Annotated in this window: 13 protein-coding genes; 10 read left to right on the top strand and 3 right to left on the bottom strand. The window is 52.5% G+C overall.

What is annotated here, in order from left to right; translation table 11 throughout:
• Window positions 1-103: 103 nt before the first annotated feature.
• Window positions 104-2,113, bottom strand: a complete 2,010-nt coding sequence (locus L6D80_RS23105) for a metallophosphoesterase family protein (protein ID WP_236183071.1) — start codon at window positions 2,111-2,113, stop codon at window positions 104-106.
• Between L6D80_RS23105 and L6D80_RS23100 the strand changes: the two genes are divergently transcribed.
• Entirely contained in the window at window positions 2,055-3,035 is a 981-nt protein-coding gene (locus tag L6D80_RS23100) for an IS5-like element ISPa26 family transposase (protein WP_024086516.1), read from the top strand. The genes L6D80_RS23105 and L6D80_RS23100 overlap by 59 nt on opposite strands.
• A 134-nt stretch (window positions 3,036-3,169) precedes the next feature.
• Here L6D80_RS23100 and L6D80_RS23095 read toward each other — a convergent pair whose 3' ends face one another.
• Window positions 3,170-3,505: a P-loop NTPase family protein gene (locus L6D80_RS23095; RefSeq protein WP_176516007.1), complete on the bottom strand. Its 336-nt coding sequence runs from the start codon at window positions 3,503-3,505 to the stop codon at window positions 3,170-3,172.
• Between the two features lie 461 nt (window positions 3,506-3,966).
• Between L6D80_RS23095 and L6D80_RS23090 the strand changes: the two genes are divergently transcribed.
• The 3 genes from L6D80_RS23090 (at window position 3,967) to L6D80_RS23080 (ending at window position 7,689) form a co-directional block, all read left to right on the top strand.
• Window positions 3,967-5,271 carry an SIR2 family anti-phage-associated protein gene (locus L6D80_RS23090; RefSeq protein ID WP_173891253.1) on the top strand — a complete coding sequence of 435 codons (1,305 nt, stop codon included), beginning with the start codon at window positions 3,967-3,969 and terminating at the stop codon, window positions 5,269-5,271.
• Entirely contained in the window at window positions 5,268-7,115 is a 1,848-nt protein-coding gene (gene herA / locus L6D80_RS23085) for an anti-phage-associated helicase HerA (protein WP_173891254.1), read from the top strand. The genes L6D80_RS23090 and herA overlap by 4 nt, the downstream gene beginning before the upstream one ends.
• Window positions 7,116-7,377: 262 nt before the next feature.
• Window positions 7,378-7,689 carry a hypothetical protein gene (locus L6D80_RS23080; RefSeq protein ID WP_223998009.1) on the top strand — a complete coding sequence of 104 codons (312 nt, stop codon included), beginning with the start codon at window positions 7,378-7,380 and terminating at the stop codon, window positions 7,687-7,689.
• A gap of 528 nt (window positions 7,690-8,217) precedes the next feature.
• Here L6D80_RS23080 and L6D80_RS23075 read toward each other — a convergent pair.
• Window positions 8,218-9,180, bottom strand: a complete 963-nt coding sequence (locus L6D80_RS23075; RefSeq protein WP_236183070.1) for a LysR substrate-binding domain-containing protein — start codon at window positions 9,178-9,180, stop codon at window positions 8,218-8,220.
• 186 nt (window positions 9,181-9,366) lie between these two features.
• Here L6D80_RS23075 and L6D80_RS23070 point away from each other — a divergent pair, with 186 nt between their 5' ends.
• Genes L6D80_RS23070 through L6D80_RS23045 form a run of 6 tightly spaced genes read left to right on the top strand, consistent with a single transcriptional unit; the run spans window position 9,367 to window position 14,487 of the window.
• Window positions 9,367-10,077, top strand: a complete 711-nt coding sequence (locus L6D80_RS23070) for an ABC transporter permease (RefSeq protein ID WP_219824824.1) — start codon at window positions 9,367-9,369, stop codon at window positions 10,075-10,077.
• A complete protein-coding gene (locus L6D80_RS23065; protein ID WP_176516009.1) occupies window positions 10,077-10,760 on the top strand; it encodes an ABC transporter permease in 684 nt (227 codons plus the stop codon). Before L6D80_RS23070 ends, L6D80_RS23065 begins: the two co-directional genes overlap by 1 nt.
• A gap of 46 nt (window positions 10,761-10,806) precedes the next feature.
• Complete coding sequence (locus L6D80_RS23060) at window positions 10,807-11,649, top strand: lysine/arginine/ornithine ABC transporter substrate-binding protein (RefSeq protein ID WP_176516011.1); 843 nt, start codon at window positions 10,807-10,809, stop codon at window positions 11,647-11,649.
• Window positions 11,650-11,686: 37 nt separating this feature from the next.
• A complete protein-coding gene (locus L6D80_RS23055; protein WP_176516012.1) occupies window positions 11,687-12,814 on the top strand; it encodes an NAD(P)/FAD-dependent oxidoreductase in 1,128 nt (375 codons plus the stop codon).
• Window positions 12,804-13,118, top strand: coding sequence for a (2Fe-2S)-binding protein (locus tag L6D80_RS23050; RefSeq protein WP_176516014.1), 315 nt, complete (start codon window positions 12,804-12,806; stop codon window positions 13,116-13,118). The genes L6D80_RS23055 and L6D80_RS23050 overlap by 11 nt, the downstream gene beginning before the upstream one ends.
• Complete coding sequence (locus L6D80_RS23045) at window positions 13,111-14,487, top strand: NAD(P)/FAD-dependent oxidoreductase (protein WP_176516016.1); 1,377 nt, start codon at window positions 13,111-13,113, stop codon at window positions 14,485-14,487. The genes L6D80_RS23050 and L6D80_RS23045 overlap by 8 nt, the downstream gene beginning before the upstream one ends.
• Window positions 14,488-14,489 lie beyond the last annotated feature (2 nt).

Here is a 14,489-nt window from a genome sequence, read left to right as displayed (position 1 = left end):
GCTTCATAAGCCCGCGAAAAGAAATGCCGCTTTGGTCTCACTAGCTTGCACCATGCGGCTTTTGCGACATCTCTTTTCGTACCAAGCCTAGCTTTCTGCTTAACTACAATAGAGCAAGCGAAAAAGTCTTCACCTTGTGATCTTCTGACTGGTAGAATTTTCGGCGGTTAGAGTCAAAAATGTACCGTGCAACTGACACCACTACGTTATCAGTACCTTTTTTTCGTCGAATGCTCAATCTATTGTATTGAATCGCCTGTGATCCACGCTCATTAATATTAACTCCAGTGCTACCGCAGCCTACAATCAATAGCTGCCCACCACCATCTCCTTGTTGGTTAATTAACTCCTCGTGACCATGGTGCCTGTGTCCGTGCAGAACTATATTGAATCCATTTCGGAGAAGCTCTGACTTTATATATCCCGCATCTTGCAGTATGTACTCCGGCCTTTTGATGTTTGCCTCTAGAGAATCAACTGGAATAAGATGATGGTGCAGCATCGCTATTTTTAGAGGCTTAGTACCCTTGCACAATGCATTGACTTCCTCTAAAGCGTTTTGGAACTGACTTTCCCCGATATATCCTCGATGATCGTCTGGCCCTTCCAAAACGCATGAGTTAAAGCCAACAATGACGCAGTTCCATTTCTCGACAAGATCATGAACCTCATAAAGTCGTTCAGGCTCAACTTGATTGTCAATACTATACCCCAAACTGTTCCTGAATCTAATATATGGGGTGAATCCAGCGTAACGAGCTTCGGGGTCGGCTCGCTTCATGTCCCAGTTAACATCATGGTTGCCTGGAATTATCGCGATATTTTTTGACCAATTACTGACACCGCCGCTAAGGCTCTGTGCCACGCTGGTGATACACGCTGAAGCTTTTCTGAATTCCGATGTGAGTGCCATCTGAGTGAGATCCCCTGTGACCGCCAGGAAGTCCGCAGGTCCATAACTTTGCGCTAACGAATCTATCAGATACTTTTGAAGCGAAGGTTTGTCCGCTTCTGGAACATGATCACCGGCAATTGGTAGGCTATCAAAGTAGTGATTGGCGCCAAAATGCAAATCAGAGACATGAACGAGTGACAACCTCATATCTGAAATTTCTTCAGGCTCCGCCTCTGTCACCGCCTCAAGCCTTGCGGGTGTCGCAGATATGTAAGCTTTGAAAAGAGGGTCGGTAATTTTATAGTACTGATCGGAGACCTTTTCCAACTCAGATCCATATGCTTCTTTTTGAAGTTCGCCAAGCCAGTATGGAGGATTATCAATACCTTGGGCTTCTGCTTCAGGATAGATGGTTCCCGTACTAACCACATCATCTTTCTGAAGGGCAATAATTCGAAGAAACCTCTCGCGCACCCTCGAACTACCAATTGTTTTTAGATACCTGGACTCCAATGAGCTATCAATGCTTTCTGTGACAATCTGCTGGAGGGCCTCATCAATCAAGTCCTGCGAAATTGATGACTTCTTTTTTTGAAATGCAACTCTTAATGCTTGCTTCCCAATAAGATGGAGCAGGTATGGATGGCCACTAACTAGCTTAACAAGATTTTGGACTGCTTCAATTTCAAAAGTTATTTCGTTCGATAAGTAGTCTTGAGCCTTTGATATAATTATAGACAACTCTTCTTCAGTCATATTTGGCACTCGAAGAGTACCAGTACTGAGCTGCCTCTTGATTGACTCATGATCTCTAACCAATTCCTGCTCGGTTTTACCAATCCCTGTAACAACAAATACACATTTTGCAGGATTTGCTTTGATGAGCGATGCGAACCCGGAATGGTCATCAATCAACTCAAATTCATCGATAAAAATTGCCAATCCATTTTCGGTGAGCGCAGAAATTAGCGAGACGCGCTGCCAGAAATCAGAAACCAACTTGGGATTCAATTCACCTTCTAGTTCATACACGCCCACTTCGTCGAGGCCAAGCAAGCCAGACCACTGGGCCAGCGCCGACTCATCAATTAAGGAAATCCTGAAAAAGACTTCCTGATTTGGCAAAATCCCCGGACACCAATCGCCGAGCTTTTCGATGATGAAACAAATGACCTTCGCCGATGCCGAGTACGCCGGTAAGCGCAAGCAGACCCGCAAGGAGCTGTTCCTGATAGAGATGGATCGGGTCGTACCCTGGGAGGGTTTGATTGCTCTGATCAAACCTCATTACCCAAAGGGCGAAGGGGGCCGTCCAGCCTATCCGCTGATGGCGATGCTGCGGATTCATCTAATGCAGAACTGGTTCGGTTACAGCGATCCGGCGATGGAAGAGGCGCTGTACGAGACGACGATCCTGCGCCAGTTTTCCGGTCTGAGCCTGGAGCGAATCCCGGATGAAACCACCATCCTCAACTTCCGTCGCCTGCTGGAAAAGCATGAGTTGGCCACCGGTATTCTCGGCGTGATCAATGGCTATTTGGGCGACCGTGGCTTGTCACTGCGACAAGGCACCATCGTCGATGCCACTCTGATTCATGCGCCCAGTTCGACCAAGAACAAGGACGGCAAACGCGACCCGGAAATGCATCAGACCAAGAAGGGCAACCAGTATTACTTCGGTGCCAAGGCTCACATTGGTGTCGACGATGAGTCCGGGCTTGTGCACAGCGTGGTGGTCACTGCGGCCAACGTCGCGGACGTAACCCAAGTCGACAAACTGCTGCACGGTGGTGAGAACGTGGTCTGCGCTGATGCGGGCTATACCGGTGTAGAGAAGCGTGAAGAGCATGAGGGGCGCCAAGTCATCTGGCAGATTGCAGCCCGGCGCAGCACTTACAAAAAGCACGGTAACCGCAGCGCGTTATACAAAGCGATACGTAAGATCGAAAGAGCCAAGGCCCAGGTTCGCTCCAAGGTTGAGCATCCATTTCGGGTGATCAAGCGCCAGTTTGGTTATACGAAAGTGCGCTTCCGAGGCTTGGTGAAAAACACTGCTCAGATGGTGACGCTGTTCGCCCTGTCGAACATTTGGATGGCGCGTCGACATTTGCTCTCCAATGCAGGAGAGGTGCGTCCGTGAAGAGTGAAGTGACTGCTGCGAGGTGCTTGCAGCGGCAAAAAAGGCTGAAATAGACGGCAGGTTTGACCGGGATTTGAGCGGCTACCGTTTTTTGAAAGTGTCGATGGCGAAGTAGCCGGAAAACAGGGGCTACTTCAGACCATCCTTAACAATCTGTAGAGTAGCTGGTTGATGTTTCGAACAGATGAGTCCCGGACAAAAAAGCATGTGACGAAGTCAAATGTTTCATTAACCAAATCAGATTCGATAGATTTTAGTAAGTCATTTTTCCCTGAGGCAATTATTGCCAATTGCCTTGCCAGAGAGGACTTACCAATACCCCGGTTCCCATGGATGAAAATATGGTCGCAGGAAAGCAATAGCTCCGCACCCTGCTCTAGTTGTTTTTTTCTACCTGAGAACCTTTCTGGGTCAGAAATCTCTTTAGCAGGTTGAAATGCCTCCAAGATGTTTTTGATCGCAACTGCCATTTTTTGAAGCGTCCTTGTCTTTGATTCTGATGGTCTGGCGGCATTTTGCCATCTAGCATCAAGCTCTTCCAGCTAGTCTCGAATCCCCGAATCTTTTTTATACCTCTAGGAGCCAAATTGGATGGCATCAGGCCTTGTCGTGGACGACCATACTCTGAGAGCGGTCTGTCGTCCGAGGCTGCCTTCAACCCAGCCGCTGTGAGAACACCTGCGATTGTCTAACCTTCTGATCGTCGAGATCGTGGCGGGTCGATCATGAAGCTGTTCATTGAGGGTGAGGGTCGAACACGCATAGCAGCTACAGTAAATAGACCCTCGGATAATTCGGCGAAGCCGGTTTCATACATACCGATAGCGATGTGGACAGTGTGATGGCAATTCAGTAGCCTCCATGAAGCCTTCCACGCCCCGGGCTGCATGGGGCGCAAAGGGACTGGTCCAGCGTTTTTTCGGAGGTCAGGATGCCGTTTGCCGCAATTCGTGGTGGTACTGCTCTATCGGATGAAACTGAACTTGAGGCATATCTGGCCTCGCTTCTCAGGCTAGAAAACGTCGGCCTGCTTCTAGGCGCAGGATCATCAGTAGCCGCTGGCGGTCTCACGATGATCGCGCTATGGGCTGACTTCATCAGGACATCGCCTGAAGAAGCAGCCTGGATGGTTGAGCATGGATTCATCACTGAGAATGCTACCGCCCTTCCTAAGCCCGCCACACCTAACTTCGAGCACCTGATCGATAGCCTCGAAATCGCCCTGTCCGATTGGACCAGGCAGATGGGTATGTTCGGAGATAATCCAATTGACTACGAACCGGGTGAGCAAGAGTTGGAGGGCAAACTCAGTAGGCTTAAGAACGTAAAAGCAGCGCTCTTCAGATCTGTCGTCAGCGCGGCCTTGCTCCACCGGGAGTGGTGGCTCTCTCCTAGTGGGGTTGAGTCAAACGACGAGGGTCTCGCAAGCCAGCGCACGATTCTCCAGAAGCTAGTTTCAGCTCGGCAACCGGGTCAATCGTCCCCTTGGGTGTTCACCACAAATTACGACCTGGCTATCGAGTGGGCAGCTGAGTCCATTGATCTTCAGGTCTCAAATGGCTTCCTAGGTACGCACACCAGGCGCTTCTCTCCGCAGAGCTTCGACCTAGGCTTTCGAAACACCCAAGCTAGGGGCGAGGCTAGATTCGGCGTCTACAACGTTTATCTCGCCAAATTGCATGGTTCACTGACCTGGAAGGAGGAAAGTGGCCAAGTCTTTGAGGTGTCTGCGCCCCTTGCTCATCAACGCATTGCAGCGTTCATGAACGAACGAGATGGCTCGGACCTCGGCCTGATGGTAATGCCAAGAGCCGCGAAGTACATGGACACCATTGGCTACGTCCTGGGCGAGCTTTTCCGCAGGTTTGCGGAGTTTATGTCCAAGCCACAGAGTTGCTTGATCTTGTGTGGCTATGGGTTCGGAGATGAGCATATCAACCGGCTGATTCGGTCGGCGCTTCTCAACCCCACGCTCCAATTGGTTATTTACTCATCCGGATTTAATGGTGATCCAACTGATGAGCGTCTGCCCCCGGCATTGCGGAAATTACTTTCCCTTAAGAATCCACGTATCACCGTGGTGGGCGGTGGTGCGGACTTCGCGTATATCGATTCCTTGGCACGCCATCTCCCCGACCCTCTCATCTACGACGAGGACATGCGCAAGTTTGAGAAAGCCCTTAGGGACGAGCGAGAGCCTCAAGAGCAGGTAACTGCACAGAGGGGGGAGCTATGAGAGGGCGCCTTCCTGTTGGGTATGTGGTCCGGATTGAAGGCTCAGATGTCACACTTAATTTACTCGATATGCACCGAGGCCAATTAGCGTCGCATGCTCAAGGCATATCGTCAGTGACTGAGGTCGGTAGTCTGTTGGTGCTGGATGCAGGTAGTCGCGCTTTGGTGATGAAGGTCGTATCTCTCAGCTTTGATGAGCCTCGTGAGGCGCATCGGTTGGGGATAGGTTCTAGCACTCATCAAACCGAACCTTTGCGCAACATTTCAGGCGCAGTTGTTGGGCGCCTCTCCAGAGAGCAAGGCAAGGCGCGCTTCACCAGCGACTCACTCGCCACCCCTCCACTCGGAGCTGAAGCCTTCCCTTTAAGTACTGAAGAGTTAGCAGCAATCCTGTGCTGTGACGACCAAGACGACATTCCGATTAAGCTTGGTGATGACCTACGTGGCGGCGGGAGCTTGAATGTGGGGCTCAAAAACTTGATCTCCAGGCATGTCGCAGTTCTGGGCAGCTCTGGCCAAGGTAAGAGCTGCTTCACAGCGGCAGTACTCCAGCAGATCGTCAACCTACCCAGTGCGAGGATCGTTGTCTTCGACATCAACGGTGAGTACGAAGCTGCTCTCGACATTCCTGAGCTTCCAGAAGGCTCCGTTAGATGTACAACCATCGGTGGGCCAGGGGCAGACGCCTTCAAAATCCCCTATTACGCACTGGGGCGCCATGGCCTCAATAGGTTGCTAATTCCTAGCGAAAAAACGCAGAGACCAGCGCTAACTTTCGCTCTGGAACACCTCCACCAAGTACGCTGGTTTCCCCAACTCAAAGGGGCAGGTTTAGCGAGCGACACGGTGCCCTATCTCTTCGATGATTGCCGTCAAGGAGGCGCCGCTGATGCTGATGGCCGGATTCAGCAGATCCGCAGTGGCCAAGCGGGCACAGCTACGGAGTGGCCCAATATGGCCGCCCTCGCTGCGCTGGTAGCAGAAAGTCACGGGATTCAACCCACTGCCAGGGGCCCAGAACGAAACGCCTTCAGTTACTCGAACGTCTCACCACTCATCACACGAATCAATCGCTTCGCTGAAGATCCCATGTTCCGCGCCGTAGTTGATGTAGAGGGTGGTAGGGGGACCGGGACAACGCTCGATTGGGCGCAAGAATCCACTAACCTGGTTGAACAGATCTTTGGTGGCCGGGATGTGCCATGGCGGGTGCACATCATTAACCTCCGTCATTTATCACATGATCTAACCCCATTTATCCTGGGGTCGCTATTGGAGCTTTACGCTTACGAGCTTTTCCGCAGAGGACAGGAAAACAAAATCCCAACCCTCCTCGTTCTGGAAGAGGCACACCATTACCTGCGCCCCATCGGTTCTGGTGACGATGCAGGTGAAAACTCACTGGCCTACGAACGACTCGCCAAAGAAGGCAGGAAGTTCGGCCTTGCGCTGTGGCTGAGCACACAACGACCCTCTGAAATTTCCCCGACCGTTCTTTCTCAATGCAATAACTGGGTGTCCTTCAGACTGACCTCTGAAAAGGACCTTGCGGCGATCCAGTCAGCCAGTGAGTGGGCCGATCGGCGAGAAATCCGCCGTATAGCGGGCTTGCCCCGGCAGACGGCAATCGTTTTTGGTGGGAGCATCTCCATGCCAACGCTGATTCGTGCTGCTGATGCGTCACCAACTCCGCATTCGGGTGATGCTGACTTCAGTGGCTGGGCAACCCAAAGACCTGACGAACCGCCACCTCCCGCTGCGCCCCCACCAACTCATCCAGTTCCGACACCACCGCCATGGAATGCATTAACAGCACCCGCTTTTGACGATGATGTGCCCTTTTAGGAGGTGCTGGACGACATCAGCGACATCAACGTAAGCGTTCCGCCAACTCACTTGCGTGGTTGGGGTATTGCGCAGACTCGACCATCCAATTGCATTCGATCTGACTAGCCATTGGCATGGAATTGACCACCACATTTCATGAGCATGACCGGTAGAGATCGGCTAGGGATTCACACAGTGGATACTACAATGGCTAGCCTACGCTCCGACCTAGAGGATGTATGCTGAAAGTGAAGGTGAGAGGCGTTTGTAGGAGTCAGCTATGAAAATAACCGGAAGAGTCGAAGTCGAGGCCGTTACAGACGTCGTGTGCGATGTATGCCTTTGCTCCACCCGCTTGGATACTGGCGGGCATCAGTTCGGCACCCTACAAGCACATTGGGGCTATGACACTGCCCATGATGGGCAGCGTTACGAACTACACCTTTGCGAGAATTGCTTCTTCCAAACATTGGCTTACCTAAGGCAGGAACGGCGAACTCAACATCTGTTCAGCGAGGACGACCAGGATCTCACCGATAATCTCGGTCTAGTCGCAAAGGATGATTATTTCGGTGACGCCGGGGGCCGATAGCTTCGTTGGCGCATGGAAATCCTGATGATAAAGATGATCGCGTCCGCTTGAAGATACGCGGAAACCATCTCCCTTAATGCTGGAGTTCGGAAGATGACTTGGCTGGCCGCTTACACATCAACACCCACTACAGAGGTTAAGTCCATATTTCTAGGACTGAAGCAAAAAGCCCCGCGTACCATTTATGAAGGGCAGGGCTTTCGCTAAAAGTCCGCTTTGAACGAGATGTCTCTCGCCCCTCATTCGTCCACGGACAAAAATTTCCTCACGACTGCAAAACTTTACTGCATCAGTCGCAGGCGGTGATTACTGACATTTACACACGCAAGTCATGACTACGGCTTGCGAACGCCACCGGCCTTTGGGTAATGCGGCTCGATCATTGCCACCAAACCGCTCTACAGTAGGACCTGCTCTATCTAGGCAAGGAAACGCTCACGGCAGGTTTGCTTGCGATTACCGGCGTACTCGGAATCGGAAAAGCTCATCTGGCTCATGGAAAAGGCTTGTGGGGGGTTGAACGGAGGGCTATTTCAGCACAGGCCGAACGGCCTGTGCTGACTTGATCGGAGAATCCCTAGCGCTCGTTGATCCCTCTAGATCCAGCATGTCTGTACTTCTATAAAATTTGAGGAACTGGTCAGAAAATTCCTGGGTAAGGCTCTGCTGAGCTGAGTTGCTGGATCTGATCACAAGGAAGCCCGTGTCAATTTTTACGGACAAAGGTCGAGCCTCCAGTCCTTTTCCTGCAAAGTCTATAGCCGTTGGCGGGTCAACGATGCTGACCCCCAAACCCTGCGACACAAGAGCGCATGCCGTGTGTGTCAAGCTCGCTTCAAGGCGGGCCACCCTTGGCACTTGGGCAAGAGCCAATTGCACCCCCGATGAGAACAAGGACCCTGGCCGCATGGAGATAAATCGCTCTCCTGCAAAGTCTGATGGGCTCACTACTTCCAATTTGGTCATTGGATGGCCGGTGGGCATTACAGCAACCGCATCCATTTCCACGGCCTCCATCTCTACACCGTGAGGGTTCAAGGGCCCTTCTGCGTAGCCAATGTCAACCTGACCTGCGGATACCATCTCAACAACCTGGTGCGATGGAACACCGAGGATGCTGATCTGCAAATTTGGTCGATCCGGTAGGAATTGAGACAAGAATCGAGGTAGCAGCGTGTTAGCAACGGCAGGCATCGCCGCAATCCTTAGCGATCCTGCGGTGTGCTCACGAATCCCGGCGGCCAGTCGACCTATGCGGTCTAGCCCAATGAAAGACCGCTCAACCTCAGGAATCAATGCGACCGCTTGAGGGGTCGGAATGAGCTGACTTCCTTTACGCTCGAATAGTGGCAGCCCGATTGCTTCCTCAAAGTCTCGGACTAGACGCGTTACAGCGGGTTGGGTAACTGACATCAGGTTCGCGGCACCTGTCATCGATCCCGTACGCATAACCGCGTGAAAGGCTTCAACCTGCCGCTGGTTGATCCGCATGAGACCTCCTATAACATTTTGACATACTGGACAGGGTGAATCTTGATTTTGAATTATGCCTCCGCTGTGCGAAATTGCAACAAAACCAAAACAGAACAATAAAAATGCACCAGCCTAGCGCCCCTTCGAAACACCTGCCCCCGAAATTCATCAGCTATAAGCGCATGCCGCTTGTGGAGTAGAACCTTGAATCCCCTCCAAATCATGAGCTTTGGTGAACAGGGTTGGGCGGCAGATATGTTGCTCGCAGCCCTTATGACCTGTGCAATATCAGTCTCCGGTTTCCTTGGCGGATCTGTCATTGGTTGCCTAGGCTGCTGGGCGAAGCTTTCCAGATATGCAGTCCTTCGGTGGCTGGCGGATATCTACACGACTGTACTCCGTGGCATACCCGACCTGTTGATCATCTATATGTTCTACTTTGGCAGCAGCATGGTGCTAACCCAAGTTGCTCAATATTTTGGCTTTAACGGCTTCGTCGGGTTTCCTGGATTCTTAGTCGGCGTTGTAGCCATTTCTGTAATCAGTGGAGCCTATCAACTAGAGGTGCTTCGCGGAGCGGTTATTAATGTTCCTACTGGAAGCATTGAAGCCGGGAAATCACTTGGTCTTCCAAAACTCAAGCTCTTTGCATTCATTATCGCCCCTCAGGCTCTTAGACTTGCTCTTCCTGGGCTTGGCAATGTTTGGCTTTTAGTGCTTAAAGACTCCGCACTCATAAGTGTTGTAGGACTAGTAGAACTCATGCGCCAATCGCAAATGGGGGCTGGCGCAACCCATCAACCTTTCTTGTTCTACTGCACAGCAGCGGCGCTTTATTTCCTGATCAGCGCTATCAGCAGCCACATGATCGGTCGACTCGAACATAAGCTCGACAAGCCAATGAGGAGAGCATAATGGATTTCGCATTTATGCTTGATTGCTTCAAGCAGCTATTGGCAGGAGTCCCCCTGACTCTGAGTCTTTCGGTATTTTCATGCGCTGCCGGATTGGTACTGGCCTCATTACTCTGTGCAATGCGGCTTTCAAATAATACCTGGCTGGACTACCCCGCGCGTACATTCATAGGCATTTTCCGTGGCACCCCGCTGCTTGTGCAGTTGTTTGTTATCTATTACGGACTAGGCCAGTTCCATATCGTTCGCGATAGCTTCTTGTGGCCTTATCTCCGAGAGGCATACTGGTGTGTTTTGCTAGCGCTCGCTCTCAATACAGCAGCGTATACCTGCGAAATTCTGCGTGGCGGAATTAAGTCTGTTCAACGAGGGCAAATCGAGTCTGCATTATCAGTAGGACTTCGCAAAGACCAGGTATGGACGAATATCATCATCCCTCAAGCCTGGCGCCAAATGCTTCCTGCTTATGGCAACGAGATCATCTTGCAAATCAAATCGACATCTCTGGCGTCAATCGTAACGCTCATGGAGGTAACAGGAGTCGCAGCAAAGCTTGTATCTCAAACCTACAGACCCATAGAGGTTTTTATATGCGCAGGCGTCCTGTATCTGATTTTTAATTTTGTGGTAACCCGCATCGTACAGCTTATTGAAACCCGGATTACACGGGGACTACGGCGCTAACTCGATAGTCGTGCATCTGCCAAAATCACAAATGAGGAAACCCGAGATGACATTCAAGAAATTGATGATGAGTACCATCATAGTCGCTTCTACTTGCGCGAGTATTGCACATGCAGAAGACGTGGTCAGAATCACCACTGAAGGTGGTTATGCCCCTTGGAACTTCGTGAAGCCGGATGGCCAACTCGATGGATTCGAGATTGATCTCGCAAAAGATCTCTGCGACCGCATGAAGGTCCGTTGCGAAATCACAGCACACGATTGGGACAGTCTGATTCCTTCCCTGAATGCAGGCCAAACCGACGCCATCGTGGCAGGCATGAGCATCACTGCGAAGCGGCAAGAAGTCATCGGTTTCAGCCGTACGTATGCCGCCCCCATCAATAGCTTGCTGGTCCCCGGTGACAGCGGCCTTGCCTCGCTTCCTGGTGCAGGCCAGAGCATCAATCTGGACACCGATGAGGCCGCTGCCCAAGCGCTCGTGAAACAAATTTCCCCACTACTGAAGGGCAAAGTACTGGGCGTGCAGGGGTCGACTACAGCCTCTGCATTTGCCGAAAAGTACCTGGCCAACGTGGTTGAGGTTCGAGAATACAAGACCGTCGATGCGCACAATATGGACTTGATGAGCGGGCGTATTGACGCGGTGTTGGCCAATGCGGTGGTTCTGAAACAGTCCATGAAAGAGCCGTCAATGCAAGGCGCGAAAATGGTGGGGCCTACGTTCTCGGGCGGTGTGTTTGGCCCTGGCATTGGCGTTGGACTGCGTAAGTCTGATTCAGCTTTGAAAGCCAAATTCGATGCAGCGATTACCGCTGCGGTTAAGGACGGCACGATCAAGAAGCTCTCGGAAAAATGGTTCTCGGTCGACGTAACCCCATCGGAATAAGTACGTGCGGCTTCCAGGCTGACCGGAGCAGGATGTGATGAGTAGCGAAACAATCGTAGTTGGCGGAGGCTTGGTCGGTTTGGCGACCGCCTATGGCTTAGCGCGCGCAGGCGTATCTGTACGGCTGTTGGATCAGGGCGATGTCGCATTGCGAGCAGCCCGTGGAAACTTCGGCCTGGTTTGGGTGCAAGGAAAAGGCTATGGCCTTCCTGCGTACGCACGACTGACCATGCGCTCTGCGGCAGGCTGGCCAAGCTTCGCTCATGACTTACTCAGTGAGACCGGCATTGATGTTCATTTGCGGCAGCCTGGAGGTTTTACCCTTTGCCTCAGCGATGAGGAGATGGCCGAAGAAACTCGAATCCTTCATTGGCTTCGCGAAGCGTTAGGCGGTGATTATCTCTTCGAGGAGCTTGATCCTTCCGAATTGCGTCGTCGCCTGCCATCCGTAGGTACTGATGTCGTTGGGGCTCTCTATTGTCCAGCCGATGGTCATGCTAATCCGTTGCTGTTACTACGGGCGCTGACCATTGCGGTTCAGAAACGTGGTGTGATGCTGGAAACAGGTTGTGACATCTCTGCAATCGAGCGTGACGGATCATGCTATCGGTTGGTCGGTGCGGGTAAGTCCTGGAGCTGTGATCGAGTGGTTCTGGCGGCAGGGCTTGGCAATCAGTCGTTGGCTGAACAGGTGGGAATTTCTCTCGGCCTTGAGCCCAACCGAGGTCAAATCCTAATCACAGAGCGTGTTCCGTCCTTTCTGGACTACCCCACCAACTATGTGCGGCAAACCGGTGAGGGCACTGTACAACTGGGTTACTCAGGGGAAGCTACAGGTCTAAATGACGGGGTCAGCACTCCAATCATGTCTAGTATCGCGAGCAAAGCGGTCGCGTGCTTTCCACATCTGGCGAATGTGCAATTGGTTCGGGCTTGGGGAGCACTTCGCGTGCTCACGCCGGATGGCTTTCCTATCTACGAACAATCCAAGTCCTTCCCTGGGGTTTATGCATTGACCTGCCATAGCGGTGTGACGCTTGCAGCTGTTCATGCCTACGAAGTGGCACCTTGGATTTGTGGTGGTCCGGCTCCCTTGGAGCTTGAAGCCTTTAACAGCCAGCGATTCCTCAATCCTGTCCGCGAGGTATACAACCATGCGCACTGATCCACTGTTTCGAGCGCTGGATGACCATAACACCCTGGTTGAGATCGAGTTCGATGGTAAACGCCTAGAAGTCCCGAACAACGTCAATCTTGCCGCAGCTCTTCTTGAAGCTGGAGTTACCAGCACCCGGCGCACGCCAGTGAGCGGTGCTCCGAGATCCGCGTATTGCATGATGGGCGTCTGCTTTGAATGCCTGGTTCAGATCAATGGTGTCACTCGCCAGGCCTGCCAAGTACGGACGGAATCGGGATTGAAAGTGGAGACTCATTTTTCTCGTTCGGCTGATGGTGAGTCCAATGTCTGAGCACGTACAGGTTGTAATCCTTGGCGCAGGCCCAGCTGGCCTTTCCGCTGCCCTTCAGCTCCATGCTGACGGCATCAGCGTTCGCGTACTGGATGAGCAGGCTACGCCTGGCGGTCAGATTTACCGCGAGGTGAGTTTGGCATCCTCCAAGCGCAAAGCGATGCTCGGCAAAGAATATGCGGCTGGTGCTCAGCTCGTTACCGACTTCCTGCGCAGCGGGATTGATTATGTCCCTGGCGCATCCGTTTGGTTCGTGAGCCCTGAGCGGGAAATCCACTACCGCGTGGCTGGTGAGACAAGGGCTGTAACGGCGGATCGGGTCCTGTTCTGTAGCGGCGCCTATGAGCGTCCGATGCCCGTACCGGGTTGGACATTGCCAGGGGTCATGACAGCCGGAGCAGGCCAAATCCTACTTAAGACCGGAGCCACTGTGCCCAACGGGCCAGTGGTGCTAGCAGGTACCGGCCCGCTCCTTTACCTCTTGGCAGTTCAGTACCTACAAGCTGGTGTGAGGATTAAAGCGCTCGTGGACACAAGCAAGCGCTCCGACACTTTCAAGGCCGCACGCTATCTGCCCGCCGCGCTTCCTGCATGGCGACAGTTGCTCAAAGGTATCTTGCTCATGGCACGTATCCGGCGTGCAGGCATTGAGTGGTACCAAGGCGTTTCGAACATCGCTATCCAAGGAACATCCCAGGCTGAGGGGATCAGTTTCACCAGCAATGGAATTGAGCACCATGTGGATTGCTCATTGGTACTGCTCCATCAAGGCATCGTGCCTAACACTCATCCAACCTTCGCTATCGGCGCTGAGCACCGTTGGGATGAGGGGCAATTGTGCTGGATTGCAAAGCAGGATCATTGGGGCGAGCTGAGCGTCCCTGGCTTCTTCATCGCTGGCGATGGTGCTGGGGTGAATGGTGCCGAAGCAGCTGCCTTGCAGGGGCGCTTGGCTGCCACAGGTATTGCCCATTCAATTGGTGGTCTAACTGCGGACGCAGCTGCAAAACGAGCCAGTGCTGTGCGGCAGGCTTGGAAGAAATTCCACTGTATCCGGCCCATGCTTGAGCGCTTGTATCGTCCAGTGGTTGAGCTTCAGCTACCCTCGGATGAAACGATTATTTGTCGCTGCGAAGAAGTTACGGCAGGAGCCGTACGCCAATACGCAGCGCTGGGCTGCCTCGGACCAAATCAGACCAAAGCCTTTGGCCGCTGTGGAATGGGGCCATGCCAAGGGCGGCAGTGCGGCTTGGCCGTCACGCAGGTCCTTGCTGGTGCACGAGGCGTATCTCCGGCTGAGGTCGGGTACTACAGAATCAGACCGCCGCTGAAGCCAATTACGTTGGCTGAGCTGGCACGTGAAGAATGAGT

Origin of the sequence: Pseudomonas ceruminis, from assembly GCF_021602025.1 — a bacterium.
Classification (GTDB): Bacteria; Pseudomonadota; Gammaproteobacteria; order Pseudomonadales; family Pseudomonadaceae; genus Aquipseudomonas; species Aquipseudomonas ceruminis.
Note: the sequence above shows the minus strand (reverse complement) of the source record. Positions and strands in the feature narration are given on the sequence as shown.

Coding starts and splice junctions, on each gene's coding strand:
- L6D80_RS23065 (WP_176516009.1), top strand. CDS start 10,077: ATGGATTTCGCATTTATGCTTGATTGCTTCAAGCAGCTATTGGCAGGA.
- L6D80_RS23080 (WP_223998009.1), top strand. CDS start 7,378: ATGAAAATAACCGGAAGAGTCGAAGTCGAGGCCGTTACAGACGTCGTG.
- L6D80_RS23090 (WP_173891253.1), top strand. CDS start 3,967: ATGCCGTTTGCCGCAATTCGTGGTGGTACTGCTCTATCGGATGAAACT.
- L6D80_RS23050 (WP_176516014.1), top strand. CDS start 12,804: ATGCGCACTGATCCACTGTTTCGAGCGCTGGATGACCATAACACCCTG.
- herA (WP_173891254.1), top strand. CDS start 5,268: ATGAGAGGGCGCCTTCCTGTTGGGTATGTGGTCCGGATTGAAGGCTCA.
- L6D80_RS23055 (WP_176516012.1), top strand. CDS start 11,687: ATGAGTAGCGAAACAATCGTAGTTGGCGGAGGCTTGGTCGGTTTGGCG.
- L6D80_RS23045 (WP_176516016.1), top strand. CDS start 13,111: ATGTCTGAGCACGTACAGGTTGTAATCCTTGGCGCAGGCCCAGCTGGC.
- L6D80_RS23060 (WP_176516011.1), top strand. CDS start 10,807: ATGACATTCAAGAAATTGATGATGAGTACCATCATAGTCGCTTCTACT.
- L6D80_RS23100 (WP_024086516.1), top strand. CDS start 2,055: ATGAAACAAATGACCTTCGCCGATGCCGAGTACGCCGGTAAGCGCAAG.
- L6D80_RS23075 (WP_236183070.1), bottom strand. CDS start 9,180: ATGCGGATCAACCAGCGGCAGGTTGAAGCCTTTCACGCGGTTATGCGT.
- L6D80_RS23095 (WP_176516007.1), bottom strand. CDS start 3,505: ATGGCAGTTGCGATCAAAAACATCTTGGAGGCATTTCAACCTGCTAAA.